This is a genomic window from Mycobacterium sp. (assembly GCF_002863225.1).
Taxonomy (GTDB): domain Bacteria; phylum Actinomycetota; class Actinomycetes; order Mycobacteriales; family Mycobacteriaceae; genus Mycobacterium.
In genome coordinates, this window is record NZ_PKEK01000049.1 from 153,071 (window position 1) to 176,114 (window position 23,044).

The 23,044-nt window shown below is 64.4% G+C and carries 24 protein-coding genes and 1 pseudogene; 13 read left to right on the top strand and 12 right to left on the bottom strand.

Features of this window, described 5'->3' with window-relative positions; all coding sequences use genetic code 11:
* Positions 1–122: 122 nt before the first annotated feature.
* A complete protein-coding gene (locus CYU59_RS15965; protein ID WP_292991389.1) occupies positions 123–698 on the top strand; it encodes a TetR/AcrR family transcriptional regulator in 576 nt (191 codons plus the stop codon).
* Here CYU59_RS15965 and CYU59_RS15970 read toward each other — a convergent pair.
* A complete protein-coding gene (locus tag CYU59_RS15970) occupies positions 691–1,473 on the bottom strand; it encodes a glucose 1-dehydrogenase (RefSeq protein WP_292991322.1) in 783 nt (260 codons plus the stop codon). The genes CYU59_RS15965 and CYU59_RS15970 overlap by 8 nt on opposite strands.
* A 161-nt stretch (positions 1,474–1,634) precedes the next feature.
* Between CYU59_RS15970 and CYU59_RS15975 the strand changes: the two genes are divergently transcribed.
* Positions 1,635–2,360 carry a PE-PPE domain-containing protein gene (locus tag CYU59_RS15975; protein ID WP_292991324.1) on the top strand — a complete coding sequence of 242 codons (726 nt, stop codon included), beginning with the start codon at positions 1,635–1,637 and terminating at the stop codon, positions 2,358–2,360.
* Between the two features lie 27 nt (positions 2,361–2,387).
* Here the strand turns inward: CYU59_RS15975 and CYU59_RS15980 are convergent, their stop codons facing one another.
* The gene (locus tag CYU59_RS15980; protein WP_292991327.1) at positions 2,388–3,830 is read right to left on the bottom strand and encodes a catalase; all 1,443 of its coding nucleotides are present in this window, start codon (positions 3,828–3,830) and stop codon (positions 2,388–2,390) included.
* 167 nt (positions 3,831–3,997) lie between these two features.
* On the opposite strand from CYU59_RS15980, the gene CYU59_RS15985 reads away from it, so the two are divergent.
* Together CYU59_RS15985 and CYU59_RS15990 are read left to right on the top strand one after the other, a co-directional pair.
* On the top strand, positions 3,998–4,807 hold the full coding sequence (locus CYU59_RS15985; RefSeq protein WP_292991330.1) for a DNA-formamidopyrimidine glycosylase family protein: 810 nt from the start codon (positions 3,998–4,000) through the stop codon (positions 4,805–4,807).
* A gap of 26 nt (positions 4,808–4,833) precedes the next feature.
* A complete protein-coding gene (locus tag CYU59_RS15990; RefSeq protein ID WP_292991333.1) occupies positions 4,834–5,622 on the top strand; it encodes a sensor domain-containing protein in 789 nt (262 codons plus the stop codon).
* Here the strand turns inward: CYU59_RS15990 and CYU59_RS15995 are convergent.
* Positions 5,619–6,368: a nucleoside/nucleotide kinase family protein gene (locus tag CYU59_RS15995; protein ID WP_292991336.1), complete on the bottom strand. Its 750-nt coding sequence runs from the start codon at positions 6,366–6,368 to the stop codon at positions 5,619–5,621. The two genes, CYU59_RS15990 and CYU59_RS15995, sit on opposite strands and share 4 nt — an antisense overlap.
* An 84-nt stretch (positions 6,369–6,452) precedes the next feature.
* Between CYU59_RS15995 and CYU59_RS16000 the strand changes: the two genes are divergently transcribed.
* Genes CYU59_RS16000 through CYU59_RS16010 form a run of 3 tightly spaced genes read left to right on the top strand, consistent with a single transcriptional unit; the run spans position 6,453 to position 8,070 of the window.
* On the top strand, positions 6,453–6,881 hold the full coding sequence (locus tag CYU59_RS16000) for a MarR family winged helix-turn-helix transcriptional regulator (RefSeq protein WP_292991391.1): 429 nt from the start codon (positions 6,453–6,455) through the stop codon (positions 6,879–6,881).
* Positions 6,882–6,912: 31 nt separating this feature from the next.
* Positions 6,913–7,272, top strand: coding sequence for a nuclear transport factor 2 family protein (locus tag CYU59_RS16005; protein WP_292991339.1), 360 nt, complete (start codon positions 6,913–6,915; stop codon positions 7,270–7,272).
* A gap of 57 nt (positions 7,273–7,329) precedes the next feature.
* On the top strand, positions 7,330–8,070 hold the full coding sequence (locus CYU59_RS16010; RefSeq protein ID WP_292991341.1) for an SDR family oxidoreductase: 741 nt from the start codon (positions 7,330–7,332) through the stop codon (positions 8,068–8,070).
* 51 nt (positions 8,071–8,121) lie between these two features.
* On the opposite strand, the gene CYU59_RS16015 is transcribed toward CYU59_RS16010, so the two are convergent.
* Positions 8,122–8,775: a nitroreductase family protein gene (locus tag CYU59_RS16015; RefSeq protein WP_292991343.1), complete on the bottom strand. Its 654-nt coding sequence runs from the start codon at positions 8,773–8,775 to the stop codon at positions 8,122–8,124.
* A complete protein-coding gene (locus CYU59_RS16020; protein ID WP_292991393.1) occupies positions 8,772–9,857 on the bottom strand; it encodes a dihydrodipicolinate reductase in 1,086 nt (361 codons plus the stop codon). The genes CYU59_RS16015 and CYU59_RS16020 overlap by 4 nt, the downstream gene beginning before the upstream one ends.
* 145 nt (positions 9,858–10,002) lie before the next feature.
* On the opposite strand from CYU59_RS16020, the pseudogene CYU59_RS16025 reads away from it, so the two are divergent.
* Both CYU59_RS16025 and CYU59_RS16030 read left to right on the top strand, forming a co-directional pair.
* Positions 10,003–10,909, top strand: a pseudogene (locus CYU59_RS16025) (enoyl-CoA hydratase).
* Between the two features lie 38 nt (positions 10,910–10,947).
* A complete protein-coding gene (locus CYU59_RS16030) occupies positions 10,948–11,337 on the top strand; it encodes a PaaI family thioesterase (protein ID WP_292991395.1) in 390 nt (129 codons plus the stop codon).
* Positions 11,338–11,349: 12 nt separating this feature from the next.
* Here the strand turns inward: CYU59_RS16030 and CYU59_RS16035 are convergent, their stop codons facing one another.
* Positions 11,350–12,372, bottom strand: coding sequence for an acyl-CoA dehydrogenase (locus tag CYU59_RS16035; RefSeq protein ID WP_292991345.1), 1,023 nt, complete (start codon positions 12,370–12,372; stop codon positions 11,350–11,352).
* Between the two features lie 105 nt (positions 12,373–12,477).
* Here CYU59_RS16035 and CYU59_RS16040 point away from each other — a divergent pair, with 105 nt between their 5' ends.
* Complete coding sequence (locus CYU59_RS16040; protein WP_292991347.1) at positions 12,478–13,638, top strand: acyl-CoA dehydrogenase family protein; 1,161 nt, start codon at positions 12,478–12,480, stop codon at positions 13,636–13,638.
* Here CYU59_RS16040 and CYU59_RS16045 read toward each other — a convergent pair.
* Positions 13,627–14,415 (bottom strand): TetR/AcrR family transcriptional regulator, encoded by a 789-nt coding sequence (locus CYU59_RS16045; RefSeq protein WP_292991349.1) that lies wholly within the window; start codon positions 14,413–14,415, stop codon positions 13,627–13,629. The genes CYU59_RS16040 and CYU59_RS16045 overlap by 12 nt on opposite strands.
* Positions 14,416–14,706: 291 nt before the next feature.
* On the opposite strand from CYU59_RS16045, the gene CYU59_RS16050 reads away from it, so the two are divergent.
* Complete coding sequence (locus CYU59_RS16050) at positions 14,707–15,894, top strand: amidohydrolase family protein (RefSeq protein ID WP_292991351.1); 1,188 nt, start codon at positions 14,707–14,709, stop codon at positions 15,892–15,894.
* A 56-nt stretch (positions 15,895–15,950) separates the two neighbouring features.
* Here CYU59_RS16050 and CYU59_RS16055 read toward each other — a convergent pair whose 3' ends face one another.
* The 4 genes from CYU59_RS16055 to CYU59_RS16070 are packed head-to-tail and all read right to left on the bottom strand — an operon-like array spanning position 15,951 to position 19,846.
* Positions 15,951–16,781, bottom strand: a complete 831-nt coding sequence (locus CYU59_RS16055) for an enoyl-CoA hydratase/isomerase family protein (protein WP_292991353.1) — start codon at positions 16,779–16,781, stop codon at positions 15,951–15,953.
* 39 nt (positions 16,782–16,820) lie between these two features.
* Positions 16,821–17,900 carry a hydroxyacid dehydrogenase gene (locus CYU59_RS16060; RefSeq protein ID WP_292991355.1) on the bottom strand — a complete coding sequence of 360 codons (1,080 nt, stop codon included), beginning with the start codon at positions 17,898–17,900 and terminating at the stop codon, positions 16,821–16,823.
* Positions 17,897–19,015 carry a TauD/TfdA family dioxygenase gene (locus CYU59_RS16065; RefSeq protein ID WP_292991357.1) on the bottom strand — a complete coding sequence of 373 codons (1,119 nt, stop codon included), beginning with the start codon at positions 19,013–19,015 and terminating at the stop codon, positions 17,897–17,899. The genes CYU59_RS16060 and CYU59_RS16065 overlap by 4 nt, the downstream gene beginning before the upstream one ends.
* A gap of 42 nt (positions 19,016–19,057) precedes the next feature.
* A complete protein-coding gene (locus tag CYU59_RS16070; protein ID WP_292991358.1) occupies positions 19,058–19,846 on the bottom strand; it encodes an aldolase/citrate lyase family protein in 789 nt (262 codons plus the stop codon).
* 76 nt (positions 19,847–19,922) lie between these two features.
* Between CYU59_RS16070 and CYU59_RS16075 the strand changes: the two genes are divergently transcribed.
* Complete coding sequence (locus CYU59_RS16075; protein ID WP_292991361.1) at positions 19,923–21,068, top strand: acetyl-CoA acetyltransferase; 1,146 nt, start codon at positions 19,923–19,925, stop codon at positions 21,066–21,068.
* Complete coding sequence (locus CYU59_RS16080; RefSeq protein ID WP_292991363.1) at positions 21,068–21,529, top strand: OB-fold domain-containing protein; 462 nt, start codon at positions 21,068–21,070, stop codon at positions 21,527–21,529. The genes CYU59_RS16075 and CYU59_RS16080 overlap by 1 nt, the downstream gene beginning before the upstream one ends.
* Here CYU59_RS16080 and CYU59_RS16085 read toward each other — a convergent pair.
* Complete coding sequence (locus CYU59_RS16085; RefSeq protein WP_363114694.1) at positions 21,482–22,999, bottom strand: AMP-binding protein; 1,518 nt, start codon at positions 22,997–22,999, stop codon at positions 21,482–21,484. The genes CYU59_RS16080 and CYU59_RS16085 overlap by 48 nt on opposite strands.
* Positions 23,000–23,044: the final 45 nt, after the last annotated feature.

The window sequence follows — 23,044 nt, forward strand, 5'->3', positions numbered from 1 at the left end:
CTTGTAACGAATTCATAGTGGGTGCTATGAAAATGTTCGGGAGCGGTTACTATTCAGGCGTGGCCCCCGCGGACGTGCAGCAGCGGCGCAGTAACAGGCGTGGCCTGGCGACTCGCGAGACGATGCTGGACGCGGCCGTTCGATCGCTGGCCTCCGGCGATCCAGGAGCCGTCTCGGCCAGTCGCATCGCCAAAGAGAGCGGCGCCACCTGGGGTGCGGTGCAGTACCAGTTCGGCGACGTCGACGGGTTCTGGGCCGCAGTCCTGCATCGCACCGCCGAGCGGCGGGACGCAACGATGTCGTCGTTCACCAGCGCCGAGCCCGACGCGCCGCTGCAGGAGCGAGTCGCGGCGATCATCGACACGCTGTATCACGGGCTGGCGTCCGAGGATTCGCGCGCGATCGAGAGTCTTCGAGCCGCGCTGCCCCGCGAGCCCGACGAGCTGGAGCGGCTCTTTCCGCGTACCGCAGCCGAGTTGTTCTCGTGGGGCAAGAGCTGGCAGGAAACCTGTCAGCGGGCGTTCGCGGATCTCGGCGTGGATCCGCAGCGCGTCCGCGAGGTGGCGGCACTCATTCCGGGAGCGATGCGCGGCCTGGTGTCCGAGCGACAACTCGGCTCCTACGCCGATCTCGACGAGGCCCGCCGCGGGTTGACCAATGCGCTGGCAACTTATTTGGAGCAGTCGCGCCCTAGGTGACCCAGGCGGGCTGCTGTTCGGTGTCGACGGTGGAGAAGTCCTTGTGCCCCAGGCCCGCCGTACAACCGCCGTCGACGACGAATTCCGAGCCTGTCGAATAACTCGACTCGTCGCTGGCCAGGTACACCACCAGGCTGGAAACCTCTCTGGGCTCGGCGGCCCGGCCGAGCGCGGTCTGGAAGATGTCCTCCGGCACCCATTCGGTCATCGGCGTCTTGATCAGCCCCGGATGGATCGAGTTGACCCGAATTCCACTGGGCCCCAGTTCCATTGCGGTGGACTTGGTCAGCCCCCGCACGGCGAATTTGGTGGCGGTATAGCCATGGCAGGCGACGGTGCCGGCCATCCCTTCGATCGACGAGATGTTGATGATCGAACCCCGGGCGGCCGCCTTCATCGTCGGGACGACAGCTTGGATGCCGAGAAACACACCGGTCAGGTTGATGTCGAGGATGCGCTGCCACTCCGAGAGCTCGTAGTCTTCGATCATGCCCACGTTGATGATGCCGGCGTTGTTCACCAGAATGTCGACACCGCCGAAGTCCTCGACCGCAGCGGCGATCACGCGCTGCCAATCGTCGGGTCGAGTGACGTCGAGATGAACGTAACCCGCCGCGCCGCCAACGTCTTTGGCGACTGCTTCGCCGTCGGCGTCGAGGATGTCGCCGAAGACCACCTTGGCGCCCTCGTCGACCAGCGCCCGGACGTGGGAGGCACCCATCCCGCGCGCACCACCACTGACGACGGCGACCTTGCCCGCCAACCGAGCTGCCATGAATCCTCCTACGTCGCGACCGAGTCCTTTCGTGTTACCACGCTCGCCGGGCGACGAAGGTATTTTGCCCGCACAGTGATCGGATTTCTCTGGGCAGGTCGAGGCCGGTGCGGGGCGTAGTCACGCGGCCGGCGGCACTCGCGTGCGTCGTGGCGGCAGCGATGACAAGCGTCTCCGTGGCCCACGCCGACGGGGTGACCTACACCGTCGAGCCGTTCGACTACGACTCGATCGGCGCCATGACGATGTCGGTCACGCAGAAGCAGTTGAGCGGCAGCATGTGCCCCTGCGTCAAAGTTCCCTACCCCGCCGACGGCTTCCACAACGATGCGGGAGTCTCGGCGATCGCCGGAACCGCCCTACATTCGGGTGACACGGTCATGGGATTCAGCCTTGGTGCACAGGTCATCTCGCTGTACCTGGCGCAGAACACGCCGCCGCCCGGCGTGCGGTTCGTGCTGCTGGGTGACACTTTCGCGCGTAACGACGAACTGGTCGCCAAGGGCGAGGGCATCCCGGCAAACATCGCGAACCCGGTCACGCTAGTGGCGCGTCAATACGACGGTTGGAGCGACTCACCGACCCTCAAGGACTCGCCCAACTATCAACTGGCAACGCAGAACGCCCAAATGGGAGCGGCCACCATCCACGATTACGTCAAGGCCCGTCTGGGAGATTCCGCCAACGTCGTGACGAAGCGCGGCAACATCACCGCGATCCTCATCCCGACCCAACACCTGCCGCTCAACCGGATGAAGCGAATGATGGGGTCCGATTCGGCAGCCGACGAACTCGACGCGCAGCAACGCCCGCTGATCGACAGCGCCTACGACCGTCCGAGTCCGACTCCGCAGCAGCTGGCCGCAGCCACCAGTCAACAGCGTTGAACTGCAGCGCTATTCGAAGCCCTCCGCTCAGCCGGCCCGGAACTCCTCCTCGACCTTCTTGCCGAGGTCGGCGTCCACGTTGCGCCAGTATTCGAAGGCCCGCGACAGAACCGGCTCTTTGACGCCCTTGGACAGGTGACCGACGATGTTGTGCACCAACCGGTCTCGGGCTTCGTCGTCGAGAACCTCGCGCACCAGTATTCCCGCTTGGCCCCAGTCGTCATCCTCCGGGCGCAACGTGTATGCGGCGCGGATCATTTCGCCATCAGCCTGCCAGCGCACTTCGGCGGCGCGGGCCGGATCCGCATGCGGACCGCCGTAGGAATTCGGGGCATACACCGGATCGGTGACGTTCTTGATCCGCATCGCGCCGTCCTTGGAGTAGCTGTTGACCTCGACGTGCGGCGAATTGACCGGGATCTGCTTGTAATTGGTGCCCAGCCGGGCGCGGTGCGCATCGGAGTAGGAGAAGCCACGGGCCAACAGCATCTTGTCCGGGCTCAGACCAGTGCCCGGGACGGTGTTGTTCGGCTCGAAGGCGGCCTGCTCGATCTCGGTGTGGTAGTCGGTGACGTTGCGGTCCAGCGTCAGCTTGCCGACATCGATCAGCGGATAGTCGCTGTGTGGCCACACCTTGGTCAGGTCGAAGGGGTTGTACCGATAGGTCTTTGCCTCTTCGAACGGCATGATCTGCATCTTCAGCGTCCAACTCGGGAAGTTGCCGCCCTCGATCGCGTCGTACAGATCGCGCTGGTGGTAGTCGCCGTCCTCGCCGGCGAGCTGGTCCCCCTCTTCCTGGGTCAGGAAGTCGATGCCCTGATCGCTGATGAAGTGGTACTTCACCCAGAAGATCTCGTCGGCGTCGTTGATCCAGCTGTAGGTGTGGCTGGAGTAGCCATTCATCTCTCGCCAGCTCTTGGGGATGCCCCGGTCCCCCATCAACCAAGTCACCTGGTGCGCGGACTCGGGCGTCAAGGTCCAGAAGTCCCATTGCATGTTGTTGTCGCGCAGATTGGTTGCCTGCATGCGCTTTTGGGAGCGGATGAAGTGCTGGAATTTCATCGGGTCGCGCATGAAGAACACCGGCGTGTTGTTGCCGACCATGTCGAAGTTGCCTTCTGAGGTGTAGAACTTCAGCGAGAAGCCGCGCGGGTCGCGCCAGGTGTCTGGGCTGCCACGCTCACCGGCGACGCTGGAAAACCGGATGAGGGTGTCGGTCTTGGTGCCGGGCTGGAACACCGCGGCCCTAGTGAACTTGCTGACGTCGTGGGTCACCTCGAAATGACCGAAGGCGCCGCCGCCTTTGGCGTGTGGTTGGCGCTCCGGGATGCGCTCCCGGTTGAACTGGGCCATCTGCTCGATCAAGTAGTGGTCCTGCAGCAGAATCGGGCCGTCGGGCCCAACTGTAAGGGACTGCTTGTCGCTGGGCGCGGGTGCGCCTCCGTCGGTGGTCGTAAAACGCTCTGTCATGAATGCCTCCTGGTTGAGCACTCGCGCCGCGGGCCGAGCGGCGCGCTCGAGAGTTAGATACCCAATCGCACCGAGAAGTAGCCATCGGAGCGCCGGGCACCGAATATTCGCGTGGTGGCGGCCATGGCCTGTGCTTCACCACCAGGCGCAGGTGGACGATGGAAGGTATGCCGGAGGGTGACACCGTCTACGCGCTGGCCCGCCGCCTCGATGGCGCACTGCGAGGTCGGGTCCTGACGCACGCCGAGCTGAGGGTGCCGGCCCACGCGACGGCACAGCTGGCCGGGCTGACGGTGCTCGAGCACGTCACGCACGGCAAGCACCTGCTGACCCGGTTGTCCGACGATCTGACCCTGCACACCCATCTGTTGATGTCAGGCTCGTGGACCGTCTCCGACACCGGACGCTGGCTTCCGAAACCCGTGATGCTCGACGTCCGGGTGGTGCTGCGGACGGATGGCCCGGCGGCCTACGGCGTCAAAATCCCGGTCGTCGAGCTGCTGCGGACCCGCGACGAGGTCGACGTCGTCGGCTACCTGGGGCCGGACCCGCTGCGCGCCGACTGGGACATCGGCGAGGCCGCTCGGCGGCTGGCCGAGGATCCGGACCGCCCGCTGGTGGCCGCATTGCTCGATCAGCGGTGCGTGGCGGGTTTCGGCAATTTATGGGTCAACGAATTGTGTTTTCTGCGCGGTCACAACCCTTGGACAAAGGTCGGGGCCATCGACGTGACCGCGCTGCTCGAACTCGGCGCGCGGGCGCTGCGCCATTCGGCCACCGTGCCGGGCGCGATGCAGGTGACGACGGGTGTACGGCGCAAGAACGAACAGCACTGGGTGGCCGGCCGTGCCGATCGACCTTGTTTACGTTGCGGCACAACGGTTCACGTGGTCGCTGAAGTCTCCAACGATCCGGAGCGTCGGCGCACGTGGTGGTGTCCGACCTGTCAGCCGGGTCCGGACGGCCCGCCGGAGTAGCCCCAACAGCGCGACCACGAAGTCGCGTGGCGGACGCTGCGCGTTTTGCCCCGCTGCCGAGCTTGTCGTCGACCCTCAGGCAGCGCGGCAAGGATCGAACTACCATGGCGGGGATGCGCCGCTCACTGTTGTTCGCTGCGATCGCGATTGCCGGTCTGCTCGGCGGCTGCACGAACTCCGTTGCGGGCCGGCCGGCGAGACCGGTCAACGTGGTAGAGCGCGCGCTCCCCACGGCCGGCGAGATCGCGCGGATCCTCTCCTCCCCCGTGGAAGCTGACACCGCACCGCAGGTGGGCGGGCTGGAAACCCTGCGCGACGCCAAAGACACTGTGTCGCCCCATCAATGCATCGGCATCACCCATGCCGGTTACCGGCAGTCATATGAGGGAGGGTCGGTCCGTGACACCGGCCGCCGGCTGTGGGTGACGCCGTACCGGAGCAGCGCACATCTCAGTGCGGCCGTCGCGATCGTCGAACTGGATTCGACTCGAAACGCCCGGTCCTGGTACGCCAACAGCGTCAAACAGTGGCACAAGTGTCAAGGCATGACCGTGACCGAGCGCATCACACGGTTGTCCTTCATTCAAACCATCGACCAGGTGACGGATTCGAACTCGACGTTGGCCGCAAAGATTGGCCTCAGCACGGATGACCGCCTGATTTCGCCGGGCATGAATTGGCGGGCCTTGACCGCGATGTCGCGCTACCTCGTCGATGTGGAGGTGTTCCGGATCGGGGAGGCGACCGATTCCGCCGATCCCGATCCGACCGCGATAGCGCGCTTCGTCGTCGACAAGATCGCCGGAATGCGCTAAGACTTTCGCGCTTGGCCTTGTCGAATGAACCGGACGCCGGGTGTTCTCGAACCGCCGACGATCAGGTCATAGTTGGCTTTGTCGGATCGATCGACCCACTCGGTTGCGGCGGCAAGCGATTTGCCCGTGTTCGTGTGTCGGGTGATCAGGCGTTGTCGGCAGACCTCCCATTCGACGTCGAGGAACCACGAGTGCGTCAGATAGGTCTCGACCTTGGTCCACTCGCCAGATCCCAACAGGAGGTAATTTCCCTCCACCACAACGACGTTCGTGTCAGCCGCGATGGCGATGCTTGCCGCGATCGGCTCGTCGATGACTCGGCTGTAATCCGGCAGGTAGACAGTGTCGACACCGGGTGATCGCAGGCGGGCCAGGGCCGCGACGAATCCGTTGACGTCAAATGTCTCGGGCGCGCCCCTGATCGACGCGATGCCTTGTCGGTCGAGCTGAAAAGTCGACAGGTGATAGCCATCCATCGGCATGATCGCCGCTGCGCAGGTGCCGCGTGCATTCATTTCGTCCACAAGATTCCTGGCCAACGTCGACTTTCCGGATCCCGGCGGTCCGGCCAAACCGATCAACACCCGTTCTCCGGCATGGCCTGCAACCTCGGCGGCAAGTGCAGAAACTAGTGAGCTCGTCGAATCGGCCGAAATGTCTCGGATGATGATCACCTCCCCGGGCGAGCATATTTGAATCAGCACCTGCGGCGGCCGGATCAACGCGGTCGGCGGCGGGGGGTTCATACTGATTGCGTGCCCAGAAAACGTGACACATCACCGAAACCAAAATGGCTGTCGCCGGCCCAGCAGCGAGCGTGGGTCGCCTATATGCGCGTGCAGCTGCGAATGAAGTACGAGATCAACCGTCAGCTCCAGGCCGACTCGGAACTGTCGCTGTCCGACTACGACGTGCTGGTAGCGCTCAGCGGCCCTCGAGACCGAGGCATGCGCGTCAGCGATCTGGCCGCACAGATCGGCTGGGAACGCAGCCGGTTGTCACATCAGCTGCGCCGCATGGACGAACGCGGTTTGACCGAACGCCGACCCAGCACTGAGGACGGCCGCACGGCCAACGTGGTGCTCACCCCCCGTGGACGACGGGCTATCGAGGATGCCGCGCCCGGTCACGCCGAACTCGTGCGCACCCTGTTTTTCGATCCCCTTCCCGGCAACCTGCTCGGCCCCTTCACCGCCGCACTCGAGCACATCCACGTCAACCTGAACCACAACAGCACACTGCCGCCATCACCGGCGTAGTGTTTGGTGAAACATCACCTAAAGGAGCGAAATGAGCGACGTCATAAGCAAGCTCATGGAGGCCAACTTGTTGGCCGTTTTCGATGAACGCGACCCACAACGTCGCGCCGAGACCATCGCGAAGATCTACTCGCCCGATGTGGAGTGGATCGACGACGAGGGCACCACTGTCGGTCGCGAAGCGCTCCAGGCTAAGGCTACCGAGTTACTGGACAAGCTGACGGGGCTGCATTTCGCTAAGGCCAGTCCGGTGCACCGGACCCGCGGCCTGGGCTTCCTGGCGTGGGAACTGCGCAGCTCGGACGACGCCACGGTGGCAACCGGATTCGACGTTGCCGAGATCGCCGATGACCTGATTGCACGATTGTGGACGGTGATGACATCGGAATAGGTGACGTGTCACCTATGTTTCAACGAGCGACCGCACGCTGAGAAACGGAGACCGATCATGGGGCAGCTCGAAGGCAAGACAGCACTGATCACCGGAGGAACCTCAGGCATCGGTCTCGCCACGGCGAAGCGACTGGTCGAAGAAGGCGCCTTCGTGTTCATCACCGGACGAGATCGCAACCGACTCGACGAGGCTGCCGAATCAACCGGCGCCCACGGCGTTCAGGGCGACGTCAGCAAGCCGGACGAACTCGACCGCCTGGCCGCCGAAATTGCCGATCATGGCACGGGTCTGGACGTGGTCTTCGCCAATGCCGGAGGTGGCGACTTCGCCACGCTCGCCGATGTCACTCCGCAGCACTACATCGCCAACTTCGACCGCAACGTCGCCGGCACGGTATTCACCGTGCAGAAGACGCTGCCGCTGCTCAATGAGGGTGCCTCGATCATTCTGGCCGGCTCCACCGCCGCTTCCGAGGGCGTGCCGTCCTTCGGCCTGTACGCGGCATCGAAGGCGGCGATTCGCTCCCTCGGCCGCACCTGGGCCGCGGAGTTGGCCGACCGCAAGATCCGGGTCAACACGATCGTTCCGGGACCGACCGAAACGCCTGGCCTCACCGGCTTGGCGCCGGCCGGTGGACAGCAGGATCTGCTGGACGGCATGGCCGCTCAGGTCCCGCTGAAGCGAGTCGGGCGTCCCGAGGAAATCGCCGCCGCGGTGTTGTTCCTGGCCTCCGATCAGAGCAGCTTCATGACCGGTGCCGAGCTGGCCGTCGACGGCGGACAGGTGCAGGTCTGATCTGTGGCGCAGTGGCAGGACCCGAGCCTCAGCCCGCCGGCAGGAGCCCCGTCACGCAGTGCCCCAGAACCGGTCCCACCGGTCGACAACGGCCAACTCGCTCAGCGCCTTTCGCCTGACCGGTCGATGCCCGCCCTGCGGCCAGCCGACCGTCAACAGAGTCGCAATGACCCAGTCGTCTGGTATGCCGATCAGCGCTCGTAGCTCGGTCGCGCACTGGTCATGCCACAGCGTGATGGCGGCACCCAACCCCTGCGCACGGGCAGCGAGCAGAAAATTCTGTACCGCGGGAAAGATCGACCCGCCGTTCTGCAGCTCGCTCGCGCCGGCCTGGGGCTGGACGCAGAACAGCACACACTCGGGCGCGTTGCCGCCGACGTGCATGTGTTCCCACATTGCCCGTAGGACACGGGACTTGGTGTCGACCGCATCATCTGGAGGGATGGTGAAGCCGTAGAAATCGGCCATCGTCTTCCACGTCTGCTGCGCTGCTTTGGTGACGACGTCGCGGGCCTGCTCGGAACGCAACACGACGAATCGCCACGGCTGCTGGTTTCCGCCGGACGGAGCCCATGTCGCCGCTTGCAGGCATCGTTCGAGGACGTCATCGTCGACCGGCTCGTCGCGGTATCGCCGCACTGTCGTTGCGGTACGCATGACTTCCCACAGGTCCGTCGAGATAGGCTGCACCGCAGCACGTGTCATGACCGGACCGCCGTCGGCAGCACCCCACGCCACGTCCCGCCCCGCACCGGACCGGTGACCAACGGCAGATCCAGAGTCGACAACAACCCCGGTGGTGCGGCCAGCACTGCGGGTATGGCGTTGAGTTCCCGCATCACGGTCGCATAGGTCAACCCACGCATATTGCTTCCCCGGCCGTGCATTTCGATATCAACCGTGTAGGTGGGCAATCCGTCGACGATGACCCGGTAACCACCGAGCGGCGACGGGTGGCGGGGCCAATCGGGAGCCGAGCCTTCGCCCATGCGGGTGATGTGCTCGAGCACGACCCGCTCCTCGCCGTCGACCATTCCCGCGAGTTTGAAACGCATGCCGCCCATGGTGCCCGGCTCGATCCACCCCGACGCGACCTCGTAACGTTCGGTGGCGAGCCACTTCTCGATCGTCGTGTCCACACCGTCAAGCGGCAGACCGACCCCATCGGCGACCAGATGAACCGTCGGAGCCCACAGAGCCGCGAGCCGCTCGGTGTCGAAGAGGGGAGCCGGATGGTCGGGCGGGTGAGCGAAACCCATGAAGTCGAACATGATGTCGGGCTGATTGATCGGCCCGTAGTCGAGTATTTCGAGCATGGTGATGTGGTCGACGCGACTACTGAAGCCCGTCATCGTCAGAGCGATCACGTCGTTGGCCCACCCGGGGTCGACGCCACTGTTGAACAAGCTGGTGCGGCCCTCCGCGCATGCCGCTTCAAGCAGCTCGACGGTCTCGCGGTCGGCGGCCGGCGGGTAGCACATCGGCACCAACGAGGTACAGACGACGTTCTTGCCTGCTCGAAGACATCGGGCGATGTCACGGGCCGCCTCGGGGTAGCGGTAATCCCCCGAAGCGAAGTAGGCCACCACGTCAGCCTCGACCGCGAGCGAGGTTTCGACGTCCCGGCTGGCGATGATTCCGGTCTCGGGCATCCCGCACAGATCGCCCGCGTCCCTGCCCTCCTTGGCTTCTGAGTGCACCACGACGCCGACCAGGTCGAGGCCGGGGTGCGCGATGAGGGCCCGCAACGCCGCCACACCGACCTGACCCGGCCCCCACAGGATCACCCGCGGCTTGGCTTCAGCGGGCATGGACGCGTCGCATTCGCGTTGCGGGTGAGCTCATGTCTGCGAAAGTCCTCTCGTAACCCATGTGAGAATATAGCTTCTCAAATAGCGAGAATAGTATTGCCGGATTGGTCGAAGGAGAACGATGAGCTACCAGTTCCTCAAGTGGGAGACCTACGACGACGGCGCGATTGTGCGCATTTCGCTGAATCGGCCTGATCAGCGCAACGCCCAGAACCGGGGAATGCTGGTCGAACTCGATGAGGCGTTCGGCCGGGCTGAAGCCGACGACTCCGTACGGGTGGTCATCCTCGCCGGTGAGGGCAAGATGTTCTCCTCGGGTCACGACATCGGATCCAAACAGTCCATGAAGGAATATTTGCCGGGTCCTGATCAGCACCCGACAGCATCGATCAACGGCGGCAGCCGAGAGGGTGCGGAAAAGATCATGCTGCAGGAGTGGCACTACTTCTTCCAGAACACGTTGCGCTGGCGCAACCTGCGCAAGATCACCATCGCCCAGGTTCACGGCGACGTGGTCTCGGCGGGGCCTGATGCTGATGTGGTCCTGCGACCTCATCGTCGGCAGTGACGACGTACGGTTCGCCGACGTGGTCGGTACCCGGCTGGGCATGTGCGGTATGGAGTATTTCGGGCACCCATGGGAGTTCGGTCCGCGAAAAGCCAAGGAGCTCATGCTGACCGGTGACGCGATCGATATTCACGAGGCTCACCGCCTCGGCATGGTCAGCAAGGTGTTCACCCGTGCTGAATTGGCAGACCGCACCTTGGAGATGGCCCGCCGTATCAGCGAGGTGCCCACCATGGCGGCTCTACTCATCAAGGAATCGGTCAACCAGACGGTCGACAACATGGGCTTCTACAACTCGCTGCAGTCGTGCTTCACCCTGCACCAGCTCAATCACTCGCACTGGGCGGGCGTCCGTGACGACAAACGCGCCACCGCCGGGCCCGAGCAGGGCGTGCCCGATTGGCGTGACGCGCCGCCTGTCGTGTTGGCCGAGAAGGACACAGTTCGGGCCGACAGGTGACTGACGCGTCGTCGTCGGACACGCCGGTGCCGCACCCGATGGAGGTGACGATTCCCGGGCACCTTTTCGGCCAGCTACCGTTCTTCGATGTCCTCGACACCGACGAGACCGTGATCGTCGATTTACACAATCGGGCCGATCTGCAGAACATTCGCGGCGCTCTGCAAGGCGGTCTCGTCGCAACGCTGATCGACATCGCTGCGGGGCGGCTCGCCATCAAACACGCCGCCGAGGCGGACGGAGCCAGCACTGCTGACATCTCGATTCACTTCGTAGCTCCGATCATCGACGGTCCCGCGCGGGCAACCGCGACTCTGGTACGCGCAGGCAAACGTATCATCGTCGTAGGGGTTGACGTCACCGACGTCGGCCGAGACCGGCTTGCCGCGCGGGCGACGCTGAGCTTCGCGGTCCTGTCGCGGCGCTGAGCCCCGGCCGTCCTAGTTCCCCACTGTCCCGTAACGCTTTTCGGCGACTCGGTCCAGCGCCGCGACCGGTTCACCGAACACCATCGCCCATCCCCTGGCCCGCCGGTAGTAGAGCTGAATGTCCTGTTCCATCCCAAACCCGTATCCGCCATGGATGTGCAGACTTCGGCGGGTTGCGTCACGCGCTGTTTCGTAGGCGAATGCGAAAGCCATTGCCGCGAGTTCACTTGTGCGGTCTGGATCGTCGGCGAACGAGCATGCCGCCTTGAGACAAAGCAACCGCGCGCCGTCCGCCGCAGTGGCGCTGTCGGCCAGAGGATGCGACACCGCCTGGAAGGTGCCGATGGCGGTGCCGAACGCGTGGCGCTGCTTGGCATAGTCAACGCCGAGCTCGACCGCCTTTTGCGCAGCACCGACGAGGGCCATGCCGGTCAGGCCGAGCCACAGGTCGAGCGCGCCGCCGAACAGGGCAAGAGCCTCGGCGCCTTCGGCCAGCACGGCACTGTCATCCCGGATCTCGATGTCCGCCAATGGCATTGAAGCGAGGTTCTCGATGCTCCGCCGGTTGCCGTGGTCCAGCGGCACGAGCAGCAACCGCTCGTCTACTAGGGCGACCACCGCGTCTGCGACCCCCGCTGCGGGCACCAGGCCCAGCCGCGACCCGGTGCCACGTCGCGGCAGAAAAGTCACCAGCGCATCCGCGGTGAGTGCTTTCGCCAACCACTCCGCACCCGACTGGCCGCACTGCGCCAGCAGACGCGCGGCGACTTGCGCCTCGATGACCGGAGCGGAGGCAACCGCACCACCGTATGGCTCGGCGATCAGCGCGAGTTCCAGCTCCGATGCGCCCCAACCCCCGGCCGCCTCGTCGACCGCCATGTGGACCACGCCGTTATCCTGCAACGACTTCCAGAGCCGGCTGTCGAATCCCGACGGCTCCGCGGCTCGCACCCGCTCTGGCGACGACTCCTTGGCATACAACGCGGCGAACGAATCGACGAGCTGCCGTTGCTCGCTGGATAAGCTCAGGTCCACGTTCGTCAATCCCATCAACCGGATATGTCTGCTCTCAAATCTGAGAGTAGCATTACCGTTTGCGCCGTTCCGCGGCCTCAGCGACGACAGATTGGTCCAGAGTTCATGCACTTTCATCTCGACGCCGATACCGATGTCTTTCGCGAGGGCGTGGTCAGCCATCTCCGGGAGGCGATGACTCCCGAGTTCGAGGAGCGGCTCTATCGCAGCGGTGTCGCGCACGACGACGGCTTCGCCAAGGGGCTTGTCGACCAGGGTTACTTCGCGCCCAGCTGGCCAGCTGAGTTCGGCGGACAGGACCGGACCGCCTGGGACGAGCAGGTGCTTGCCGAAGAGTTGATGCGTTTCGACGCCCCGATCTACCTGTCCGAGACAACCCGCATGGTGGTGTCGATCATCCGCAACATCGGCAACCCGGCGATGCGAGAACGCATCGTGAGCGGCGCGATGAACGGTGACATCACGATTGCGCTCGGCTTCACCGAGCCCGAATGCGGATCCGATGTAGCGGCGGCAGCCACTCGAGCCGTACGCGAGGGTAACGAATGGATCATCAACGGCTCGAAGATGTTCACCACCAACGGCCACATTGCCGACTACATCTTCCTACTGGCGCGCACGAGCCCCGAGAAGCCAAAACACCAGGGGCTGACGATGTTTCTCGTACCCACCCAGAGCGCCGGGTTCGAGGCTCAACCGGTCTGGACGTTGTCCGGGGAACGTACGAACATCACCTTCTACGCCGACGTCCGGGTGGGTGACGAGTGGCGTATCGGCGACGTCGACGCCGGCTGGCAGGTGCTCGGTCTTTCGCTGCAGGACGAGCACGCCTCCGGGTGGGGCCCGCACATCGTCCGACTACTCCACCACGCCGAACATTGGGCACAGAACACAGTTGATGCACACGGGTCACCCCGCGTCACCGATTCCGATGTCCGGCGCCGTCTTTCCCGAGTCGCGGTCGAAGTCGAGGTGTCGATGCTGCTTCAGCGCCGCTGCGTCTGGATGACCGAGAACGGCCAGATTCCGGTCGCCGAAGGCCCGATGTCCAAGCTCTTCAGCACCGAAGCTCTGGAACGCGCCAGCCAGGACATCTCTGAGCTGGTCGGCCCGGACAGCCTGCGCAGCTATTTAGAACCCACGGCGCCCGAACAGGGGCGGTTCGAGCACCTGCTGCGGTTTGCGCTGGGAACCACGATCTACGCCGGCACCAGTGAAGTACAGCGAACGATCATCGCCCAGCGCGGTCTCGGGCTACCCCGTTAGCTTTCGCGACCGACGCGGGGCAGCGCTGCGTGGCGCCGCCTTAGCGCGAGTCACCTTCGGCTTGGCGTCCGCAGGCGGCATCAGCGCACCGCGGCACCAGGCCCACAGTTGGTCTTCGGTCATCTCCGCACCCTTGACGCCGAGGTGGAAAACGCCGATCTGAGCGAGAGCGGTCAGCGTCGAGTTCAGCAGCGTGGTCAACTGTGTCGGCGTCAAATCCTTGCGTACCAACCCCGCACGCGAGCACGCCGTGAGGATTTTGGTCAGCAGCTTCTGTTGCGGCTCCCAGATCTTGGCGAAGTCCGCCGGCCGCTCGATCTCCAGGCTCAGGTTGTAAATCGTCATCACGCGGCCGCCGAGGGCTTGCGATGATTCAGCGCGAGAAAGGAACCCGCGACAGAATGCTTCCAGCTGTTCCATCGGACCGTCGGCGGCCGAAACCTCCTGGCGAATGCCTTCGGTGAACTGGCTGGTGACGTTCTCGTAGAGCGCCAACAGCAGTTCTTCCTTACCCGCGAAATGCTGATAGAAGGCACGCAGGCTGAGATTCGAGCGGTCGATGAGTGTCTGGATCGTGAAGTCGGCGCGCCCGGATTCTTCGACCAATTCGAGCGCGGTCGCCAGGAACCTCGAACTGCGGGCCAGCGCACGAGCTCTCGCCGAGCTCAGTCGCCGCTCGATGGTTCGCTCTTGCCACGTAGTTGCCGGCTCGACTTCGGCGTCAACAAGTTCCAAGACGGCTTCGGGTTCCCGCGCGGGACTCTTTCTGGCGTTCATAACCGCCCAAGAATACCTCCCGACAGTGAGAATTTGCGATCTACCCGTACGTGTACCGCAATTATCGAATACGCGATCAGCGATTTCCGCGAGGCCTGAGGTTGTCGAAACCGCACGGTGCGCCGGCCGGGCCCAGCCACCACCACCGGCTCCATCGCTTCGTGCACAACCGGCAACAGACCCTTTCAACGCCGTCGAGGCCATGCGGTACGCTCGGAAACGACCATTCTCATTCAGCGGAATCAGCGTTTCGCGAGATGAAGCCGCAGTTCGATGTTGAAGGAGTGCGCCTTGAGCGTGGACATCAAAATCGTGTCGCCGGACGATCACCTGGTCGAGCCGGCCGATCTGTGGACCAGCCGGCTTCCCGGTCGCTACAAAGACATCGGACCGCGGATCGTCCGCACTCGCGGGCGGATGGATCCGACGGTCACGTCCGACGTCGCCTTCGTCGAGGACGCCGAGGGCCGCGACGCGGACATCTGGCGCTACGAAGACGCGGTGATCCCGATCCCGCTCATCAGCGCGGCCGCCGGTTACGACCTCGATGAGCTCACCACCGACCCGATCACCTACGACGAGATGCGACCGGGCTGCTACCGTCCAGCGGATCGGCTCGCCGACATGGACATTGCCGGTATCGAAGCCTCGGCGTGCTTTCCCAACACGCTCGTGCGGTTTTGCGGCCAGCGCTTTCTCTACGGCAAGGACAAAGAGCTCGCGGAGTTGTGCGTCAAGGCGTACAACGACTTTCAGATCGACGAATGGGGTGGCAGTTCGGATGGTCGACTGATACCCCTTGGCATCATTCCACTGTGGGACGTCGAGCTCGCGGCGAAAGAAGTCGAACGGGTCGCCGCCCGCGGCATGCACTCGGTGTGCTTCTCCGAATTGCCCGCCCGCCTCGACCTGCCGTCCATTCACAGCGGCTACTGGGATCCGTTCTTCGCTGCGTGCGAGCAGAATGATGTAGGAATCATGCTGCACATCGGGTCGAGTTCCTCGCTCACCAAGTCCTCCCCCGACTCGCCACACGTCGTGACGAGTGCACTGATGGCGGTCAATTGCACTATCGCGATGGTGGATTGGCTGTTCTCCGGCAAGCTCAGACAATTCCCACGGCTGAAGCTTGCATTCGCCGAGGCGCAGGCGGGATGGATCCCTTACTACCTACAGCGAGTCGACGAAGTATGGGAAGACCGCCGGGCCTGGGGTGGCATTCATCCCCTGCTGACCGAACCACCGAGCAGCCAGGTACCCGGACGGGTGTGGTTCTCCACCTTCGGCGATCCGGTCGCGTTCCGCATCCTCGATCTGGTCGGTGAAGATCAGCTGATGTTCGAGACCGATTATCCTCACAACGACACCAACTGGCCGCACAGCACCGAGGTCGCCAACAAGGCGACTGAGGGCCTGGATGAAGAAACCAAGCGAAAGGTGCTGTCTACCAACGCGAAGACCTTCTTCGGTCTCGAATGACAGAGCAGCTCAGGTGTGCGGCCACCGCGGCTGCGCCAACCCAGCGATAGTAAACGCTACAGCGCCTTCCACTGCGGCTTGCGCTTCTCGAGGAAGGCACGTGGCCCCTCAACGGCGTCCTTGGTCAACGCCACCTTCATACGGTAGTTCTCGGCGAGCAGCTCGGCCTCGTAGATGGGCAATGTCATGCCTTTGCGCACCGCCATCCGCGAACCCCGAACTGCCAGCGGGGCATTGGAGTTCACCACCTCGGCGATCTCCCACGCGCGGTCCATCAACGAATCGTGGGACACGACCTCGGTGAATACGCCCAACTCGTAGGCGCGTTGGGCGTCGAGTCGTTCGTGCCGGCCCATCAGCACCAACCGCATCGCGACCGGAAGCGGGAGGATGCGAGCGAGCCTGACCGCTTCCCGCCCGGACGCAACCCCGATGCTGACGTGCGGATCCATCAGCGTGGCGCGCTCGGATGCCAGCGTGATGTCCGCGGTGGTCACCAGATCCATCCCGGCGCCGCAGGCGATTCCATTGACGGCACAGATGATCGGCTTCGTCATCTGAAGCCACGGCGGAGTCGCCTCCTGGGGGGCGTCCCACTGCCGCATGGAACTCAGGATGGGTTCACCCTGATTGTCGATTCCTGCCGCGTTCTCCATGTCGTGGTCGGCCGCCTTGTTGACGTCCGCTCCGACGCACAGCGCGCGGCCGGCGCCGGTGATGATCACCGTCCAGATCTCCTGTGCGCGCTCGATTTCGGCATAGACCGTGGCGAGTTCGGCGATCATCTCGTCGTTGATCGCGTTGAGGACCTCGGGTCGGTTCAGCGTCACGCATGCCGTGTGACCGCGAACCTCGAACTCGATCGTGTCGTATTTGGTCGCCGTCATACGGAGCCCTCTCTCACAACTGTTGCAGTCCTGCGGATTTCACTCCGCGGCGGCGGTCGCATGGGCGGTCGGCCGGATCCCGAAGATGTCGTGAAAGCGCTCACAGTAGCGCGGCCAAACATCCGGGTTGAGCAGCCGAGGCGGCATGCTGCCGTTGAATATCACCTGCCACTGCGCAGCGGTGGCAACGGCGATGTCACGTACCGCCTCCACCGTGATCCCGGCGATGTGTGGGGTGGCGACAACATTGCTCAACTGCAGCAGCGGATTGTCCGAGCGCGGTGGCTCCTGATGAAAGACATCCAGACCCGCGCCCGCGATCTCGCCACTGACAAGTGCCTCGTACAACGCTTCCTCATCGTGAACGGGTCCGCGCGCCGTGGTGATGAAATACGCGGTGGGTTTCATCGCAGCGAATTCGTCCTTGCCGATGAGACCCCTGGTCTCCTCCGTCAGTGGACACGTCACCTGAACGAAGTCCGCGCGTCCCAACAGTTCGGTCAGCGTGACGCGATCGACGCCGCGAGCACGTGCGGTCGCATCGTCGAGGTACGGGTCGAACGCCAGGATGTCCATCGCGAAAGGCGCACACAGCTCGACCAACCGGCTGCCGATCGCGCCGAGCCCGATCACACCGAGCGTCTTGCCCGAAAGTTGAGTTCCTCGCAACACCATCCGATCACCGAGGTCGCCGGCGCGCAACACCCGGTCGGCCGTCGTGATCTTCTTCGCCAGGTCAAGCATGAAACCCAGCGCATGCTCGGCGACCGCCTCGGCGCCGGGGCCGGAGTTGTTGCACACGGCGATCCCTGCTCGCGTGCAGGCATCGACATCGATCACGTCGTAGCCGGCGCCGGCCGAGCAGACTGCCAGCAAATGCTCGCAGCGCTTGACCAGTGCGGCGTCAGCCAGCCACTGCGAGCCGTTGGCCACCGACGTGACATCGGTGCGAGTGGCCACCTGATACCCGTGTGCGGATTCCAATGCAGCCCAGCCCTGTTCGTCAGGAGCTGCCAGATCGAGGTGAACCACCTCGATCTCGGCGGCCCGGAGGACCTCACCGGCGACTGGGTCGGTCCAACGCTCGTAGACCAGTCGTGGGCGACCGGCTACGCTCACCGGCCGCCCACTTTGGGCTTCGCCTGGGCAGCCTTGAACATGTCGGCCAGGGCGGAGTCGACGTTCTTGTAGTCGTTGCGCGCGATGGCGCCGTCTCGGCCCTCCACAATGTCGTAGCCCAGTCGCAGGTCTTTGTTCTCCATGTGGAAATACTCGCGGCCGATCGGCAGACGCCGGTCCTGCTGCGGCACCTCCATCCATGCCCGCAAGAAGCAGCGAGCTTTTTTCGGGTCGGTGCTGCTCACGAAATCTGACCGTGAGTGGCACATCGCGAAATTGTTGGCGACGGCCGCTTCGCCTGACTCCAAGCGGAATTCGACCTGCTGCTCGACGAGGATGTTCCTGAGCAATTCGACGGCCTCGGTCTGCTCGGCGGTGAACTCGCGGCCCAAGGTGTGCATGGCAGGCAAAATGCTGCTGTAAGTGAAGTTGATGCAGACCCTGCCGTCGATCTGCGAGAACACCGGCACGTCGTACGGTGTGACGTCCGGTTGGTCGTCGGGTTGCTCGCTGCGCCGGTGGTGCGGGAAGCCTTGATAGAGGACACCTAACAGATCCGGGCGCTCATCGAGCATCCGGTTGTGCGCCGCGGGTCCGCTGGCGAACTGGCTCTCACCACCCTCTGCTGCCGGATAGACGCACAGCAACGAGAGGATGTCGGCTGCATCATTGTGCATCGCCAACTCGGCGCGCGATTTGGTACCACGAGCAGGCTGCACGCCGTTGGGCAGGATTTCCTCCTGGACCCGCACCATCCGATGCCCGAACGAGTTGTTGGAGACGAGGTAGCCCAGGTGCGTGCAGAACGCCCAGTAGATACGTTCGAGATCCTCGATGGAATGCTGTTCGACCGGGAATCCGCGCACGCAGGCCAGACCTTTGCCGAACATCAGGTCGTGATAGAGCCTGGCAAGGTCGTCGTCCAGATCCGGATGACGCGCGTCGGCAGGACTGATCTCGTCTCGGTCTTTGCCGGCCGTCGCATGCAAGATCGATTCCAGCGCAGCCACATTGCGGGACGACAGGTCGAATGCGAAGTCTTCTTTGCTCGAGAAGTCGGCGCCAGTCCAAACCATCTGGTCGGACACTCGTTCGGTGTAGATCGCGGTGGGCATCCAGTCCTCCTGCTGTCGTAAGACCGTATTGAGCAATAGGTGTTATCCGTCGGAGCGACTTCCGAGTTCACGAAGCGCTTGCGCCCTGGTCGTCGCCGCCTCGGTCATCATCCCGACGTCCGTTCCCGCAGAGATGAAACGCAGACCCAGGCCCACGAACCGATCCAGCAGGTCAACTGACCTGATCCCGGCCACTCCCAGCGCCACTCCATGACTTCGGCATGCCGCCGCGACCGATTCTACTGCATGGTGGAAATGCTCATTCTCATACTGGCCGTGGATGCCCATTTCGGCCGTCAGATCGCTCGGACCGAGCAGGACCATATCGACCCCTTCCACCCCCGCGATGTCGTCGCTCGCCTCCACCGCCGATGGCGTTTCGATCATCACCGCGACCACGGTGCGACGCTCCAGCGTGGCCGTCAATTCCGGTGCCGGACGCGGCTGATAACCGCTCACGGCATTGGGTCCGGAGATCGAACGATGCCCGACCGGCGGAAACCGGGCGGCAGCGACGACCGCTTGCGCCTCTGATTTCGAATTGACATGCGGCACAATGATTCCAACCGCGCCATTGTCGAGCACCCGGGCGATCACACTCGGGTCATGGGACGGCACTCGTACCAAACCGGATATGCCCGCGCCGAGTGCGCTGGCACACAACATCGCAGCCGTGTCCAGCGAGGTCGACGTGTGCTCGAGATCGACGTAGACGGCGTCGTATCCGCAGGCCGCCGCGATGGCCGGCACATCTGGGGTGCGCGCGTTCAACAGCGCCAAGCACAGCACCAGACGATCTGCCCGCAGCTGGTCTCGCAGCGATTCGCGCACGGGTCCACGTTAGCCCACCGAGAATCGGCATTGCGTGTATTCGTGAATGGCGTTATCGGTGTGATAACCATGTCGTATGGCGTCCAACCGCGTTGCGCTAGTCGGCGTCGGGCTCTCCGATTGCGGTCGGGTGCCCGACAAGACCGCCATGGCCCTGATGGCCCAATCCTCACGACGGGCGATCGAAGATGCCGGGTTGACCAAGGACGACATCGACGGCTTCGGCGCGCACGGTTCGCTGCTGCCTCCTATCGAGGTGAGCGAATACCTGGGCCTGCGGCCGCAATGGGTCGACGCGACGAACGTCGGAGGGTCCTCGTGGGAGGTGATGGCACGGCACGCCGCAGCGGCCATCTCGCTCGGTGAGATCGACGTCGCGTTGCTCACCTATGGCTCCACCGCGCGCTCTGACGTCAAGCGCCGGGTACGCGCATCGGCGGCGACCATGGGCAGCGGCGGTGCGCTGCAATTCGAGATACCCTACGGCGCCACCCTGATCGCCAAATACGCGATGGCTGCTCGCCGGCACATGATCGACTACGGCACCACGGTCGAGCAGCTGGCGGAAGTCGCGGTCGCAGCCCACGAATGGGCCGCGTTGAACGACAACGCTTTCGAGCGCGAGCGCATCACCGTCGACGACGTGGCAGCCGCACCGATGTTGGCCGACCCGTTCACCGCCAAGCACGTGTGTCTGCGCACCGACGGCGCTGGAGCGGTTGTCCTGGCCAGCGAACGGGTCGCGCGTAATTGTGCACAGGACCCGGTGTGGATCCTCGGCTCGGCGGACGCCACATCGCACGTCAGCATGAGCGAATGGGCTGACTTCACCACTTCGGCCGCGGCACGGTCAGGACCGCTTGCGTTCTCCCGGGCGGGTGTGTCCCCCGCCGACATCGACGTGTGCCAGCTCTACGACTCGTTCACGTCGACGGTCTTGCTGACCGTCGAAGATCTTGGCTTCTGCGCCAAAGGCGACGGTGGGCCATTCATCGAATCGGGAGCGCTGCGTCCGGGCGGGTCGCTTCCGACCAACACCGACGGCGGTGGACTGGCATCCTGTCACCCAGGTATGCGCGGGATGTTCTTGATGGTCGAAGCGGTGAGGCAGCTGCGCGGCGAATGCGGCCCCAGGCAGGTCGGCGATGCACGTCTGGCGTGCGTGCACGCGATGGGTGGCTTCTTTTCGCACAGCGCCACCATGATCCTGGGGAGGCAATGATGACGGGGATGCCGAACCGGCCCACAATCGACACCGACAGCGAGTCGTGGTGGGCCGCCGTGCAGGACCACACGCTGATGGTGAACAACTGCCGAAGCTGCACGCGCACATCGCTGTACGTGCGGCCGTTCTGCCCGCACTGCTGGAGCGAAGATGTCGCACTGGCGCCGGCCAGCGGACGTGCCCGGCTCTACACGTGGAGCGTGATCCATCAGAACGCCGCACCGTTCGCCGAGCGCACCCCGTACGCGTTGGCGATGGTGGATCTGTTCGAAGGGCCACGCATCATGACCGTCGTCGAGGACTGTTCCTTCGATGAGCTGCGCGCCGATCTGGAACTCGTCCTGGCCTTTCGGGACGACGACGACGGCTTCGTCGTCCCGGTGTTCCGACCGGCTGCCGACGGAGCGGCGTCAGCGGGCAACCACTCGCTCGGCGAGCACCCGCGGCCGGCCGGCTGAACGTCGGTCCAGCGTGCTGCGCTCCACTTTTCCGTTGGCGTTGACCGGCAGCGGCTGGTCCCAGAACACCAACTCCTCGGGCAGCTTGTATTTGGGCAGTCCCGCCGACAACAGAGCGTCCGCCACGGTCGTCAACGACATGTCGACGTTGGCGTCCAGCACCACTGCGACGGCCAACCGCTCCCCTGTCGTTGCGTCGGCAACCGAGTACGCGGCGCACTCGCGGACCCCGGCGATCCGCGCCACCGCCTCCTCGACCTCCGCAGCGGGAATCTTCAATCCGTTGCGAATCACGATGTCTCGCAGCCGTCCCACGATGCGCACCCGCTCACCGGTGAGATCGGCGACGTCGCCGGTGCGGAACCACTCGCCGTCGAATGCCTGCGCGTCGTCCTCGGAATCGGTGTAGCCGAGGAACGCGTGCGGCCCGCGGATGCAGCATTCCGTGGGATCAGCCGCCGAACCCATCCGCACCTGCACGTCGGCGAGTGGAACGCCGTCATCGGCATGACGCACGGCGCGGTCCTCGGCCCGCAGACCCGACGTGCTCACCGGCACTTCGGACGAGCCGTAGGCCCGCATCACCACGATGCCGAAGTCTTCGATGCGCTCGACGATTCGACGATCCAGCATGGTGCCGCCGAGGTAGACGGCACGCAGCGGAATGTGCATCCCGCGCGCGACAGCCTCGTCGATCAGCCGATCGAGCAGACGGTCAGGGCCGCCGTACCACGTAGCGCCGGAGTCGACCAGCAGCTCACACGTGGCGGAGGGGTCCCAGCGGTCCTCCAGTACCACCGGGGCCGCCAACATCGGGCCGATGAACAGCGCCTGCACCACTCCGGTGACCGACGCCAACGGGCTGACCAGAAAGATTCGGTCATCGACACTCAAGCCGGTGGCTGCGATGTAGTTGGCCGACGCCTTCCCCAGCGTGCTCAGCGAGTGGACGACGCCTTTGGGCTTGGACGTGGTGCCCGATGTGTAGAGCACGAAGCACGGCTCGTCGGCGGCACGTTCAGACTGATGCGGTTCGACATCAGCGAAGCCGTCCCCGCCGGGGAGGCTCACCCACGTGCATCGCCGACGCAGTTCGGAATCGACTGCCGGCGCCCAATTCGGGGCTAGACCGAACCGAGCACCGGTGCGCGCAATGATGTCGCCGACCTGCGCGGTCCCCGCGCTACGCGGCACCAGAAGGACGGTCGCATCCAGGCGGAGGGTTGCGTGAATGGCGACGGCACAGTCGATGTCGTTGCCGACCACCAGCACCACAGGCGACGACGCCTCGATCCCGGCCGCGGCCAGGGTTCGGCATGCCCGGTCGATGCGATGGTCCAGGTCGGCAAAGGTGACTTCGGTGTCGCGATCCCGCAAGGCGAGCCGGTCAGGGTGACGTGCGGCCGCGTCCCGCACCACGTCCATCGGCCGCGCCGACCAGAAACCGGCGTCGCGGTACCGAGGCCTCAGCGCTGCCCCGCGTGCGTGCGCATGTCGCAGCAGCTCAACCACGGC

What these genes read in the sequence shown, in the direction of transcription:
- CYU59_RS16005 (WP_292991339.1), top strand. Translation starts at nt 6,913, where the DNA reads ATGAGCGACGTCATAAGCAAGCTCATGGAGGCCAACTTGTTGGCCGTT.
- CYU59_RS16040 (WP_292991347.1), top strand. Translation starts at nt 12,478, where the DNA reads ATGCACTTTCATCTCGACGCCGATACCGATGTCTTTCGCGAGGGCGTG.
- CYU59_RS15975 (WP_292991324.1), top strand. Translation starts at nt 1,635, where the DNA reads ATGACAAGCGTCTCCGTGGCCCACGCCGACGGGGTGACCTACACCGTC.
- CYU59_RS16045 (WP_292991349.1), bottom strand. Translation starts at nt 14,415, where the DNA reads ATGAACGCCAGAAAGAGTCCCGCGCGGGAACCCGAAGCCGTCTTGGAA.
- CYU59_RS15985 (WP_292991330.1), top strand. Translation starts at nt 3,998, where the DNA reads ATGCCGGAGGGTGACACCGTCTACGCGCTGGCCCGCCGCCTCGATGGC.
- CYU59_RS16065 (WP_292991357.1), bottom strand. Translation starts at nt 19,015, where the DNA reads ATGCCCACCGCGATCTACACCGAACGAGTGTCCGACCAGATGGTTTGG.
- CYU59_RS15980 (WP_292991327.1), bottom strand. Translation starts at nt 3,830, where the DNA reads ATGACAGAGCGTTTTACGACCACCGACGGAGGCGCACCCGCGCCCAGC.
- CYU59_RS15965 (WP_292991389.1), top strand. Translation starts at nt 123, where the DNA reads ATGCTGGACGCGGCCGTTCGATCGCTGGCCTCCGGCGATCCAGGAGCC.
- CYU59_RS16075 (WP_292991361.1), top strand. Translation starts at nt 19,923, where the DNA reads ATGGCGTCCAACCGCGTTGCGCTAGTCGGCGTCGGGCTCTCCGATTGC.
- CYU59_RS16000 (WP_292991391.1), top strand. Translation starts at nt 6,453, where the DNA reads ATGCGCGTGCAGCTGCGAATGAAGTACGAGATCAACCGTCAGCTCCAG.
- CYU59_RS15995 (WP_292991336.1), bottom strand. Translation starts at nt 6,368, where the DNA reads ATGAACCCCCCGCCGCCGACCGCGTTGATCCGGCCGCCGCAGGTGCTG.
- CYU59_RS16030 (WP_292991395.1), top strand. Translation starts at nt 10,948, where the DNA reads ATGGAGGTGACGATTCCCGGGCACCTTTTCGGCCAGCTACCGTTCTTC.
- CYU59_RS16055 (WP_292991353.1), bottom strand. Translation starts at nt 16,781, where the DNA reads ATGACGGCGACCAAATACGACACGATCGAGTTCGAGGTTCGCGGTCAC.
- CYU59_RS15970 (WP_292991322.1), bottom strand. Translation starts at nt 1,473, where the DNA reads ATGGCAGCTCGGTTGGCGGGCAAGGTCGCCGTCGTCAGTGGTGGTGCG.
- CYU59_RS16080 (WP_292991363.1), top strand. Translation starts at nt 21,068, where the DNA reads ATGACGGGGATGCCGAACCGGCCCACAATCGACACCGACAGCGAGTCG.
- CYU59_RS16010 (WP_292991341.1), top strand. Translation starts at nt 7,330, where the DNA reads ATGGGGCAGCTCGAAGGCAAGACAGCACTGATCACCGGAGGAACCTCA.
- CYU59_RS16015 (WP_292991343.1), bottom strand. Translation starts at nt 8,775, where the DNA reads ATGACACGTGCTGCGGTGCAGCCTATCTCGACGGACCTGTGGGAAGTC.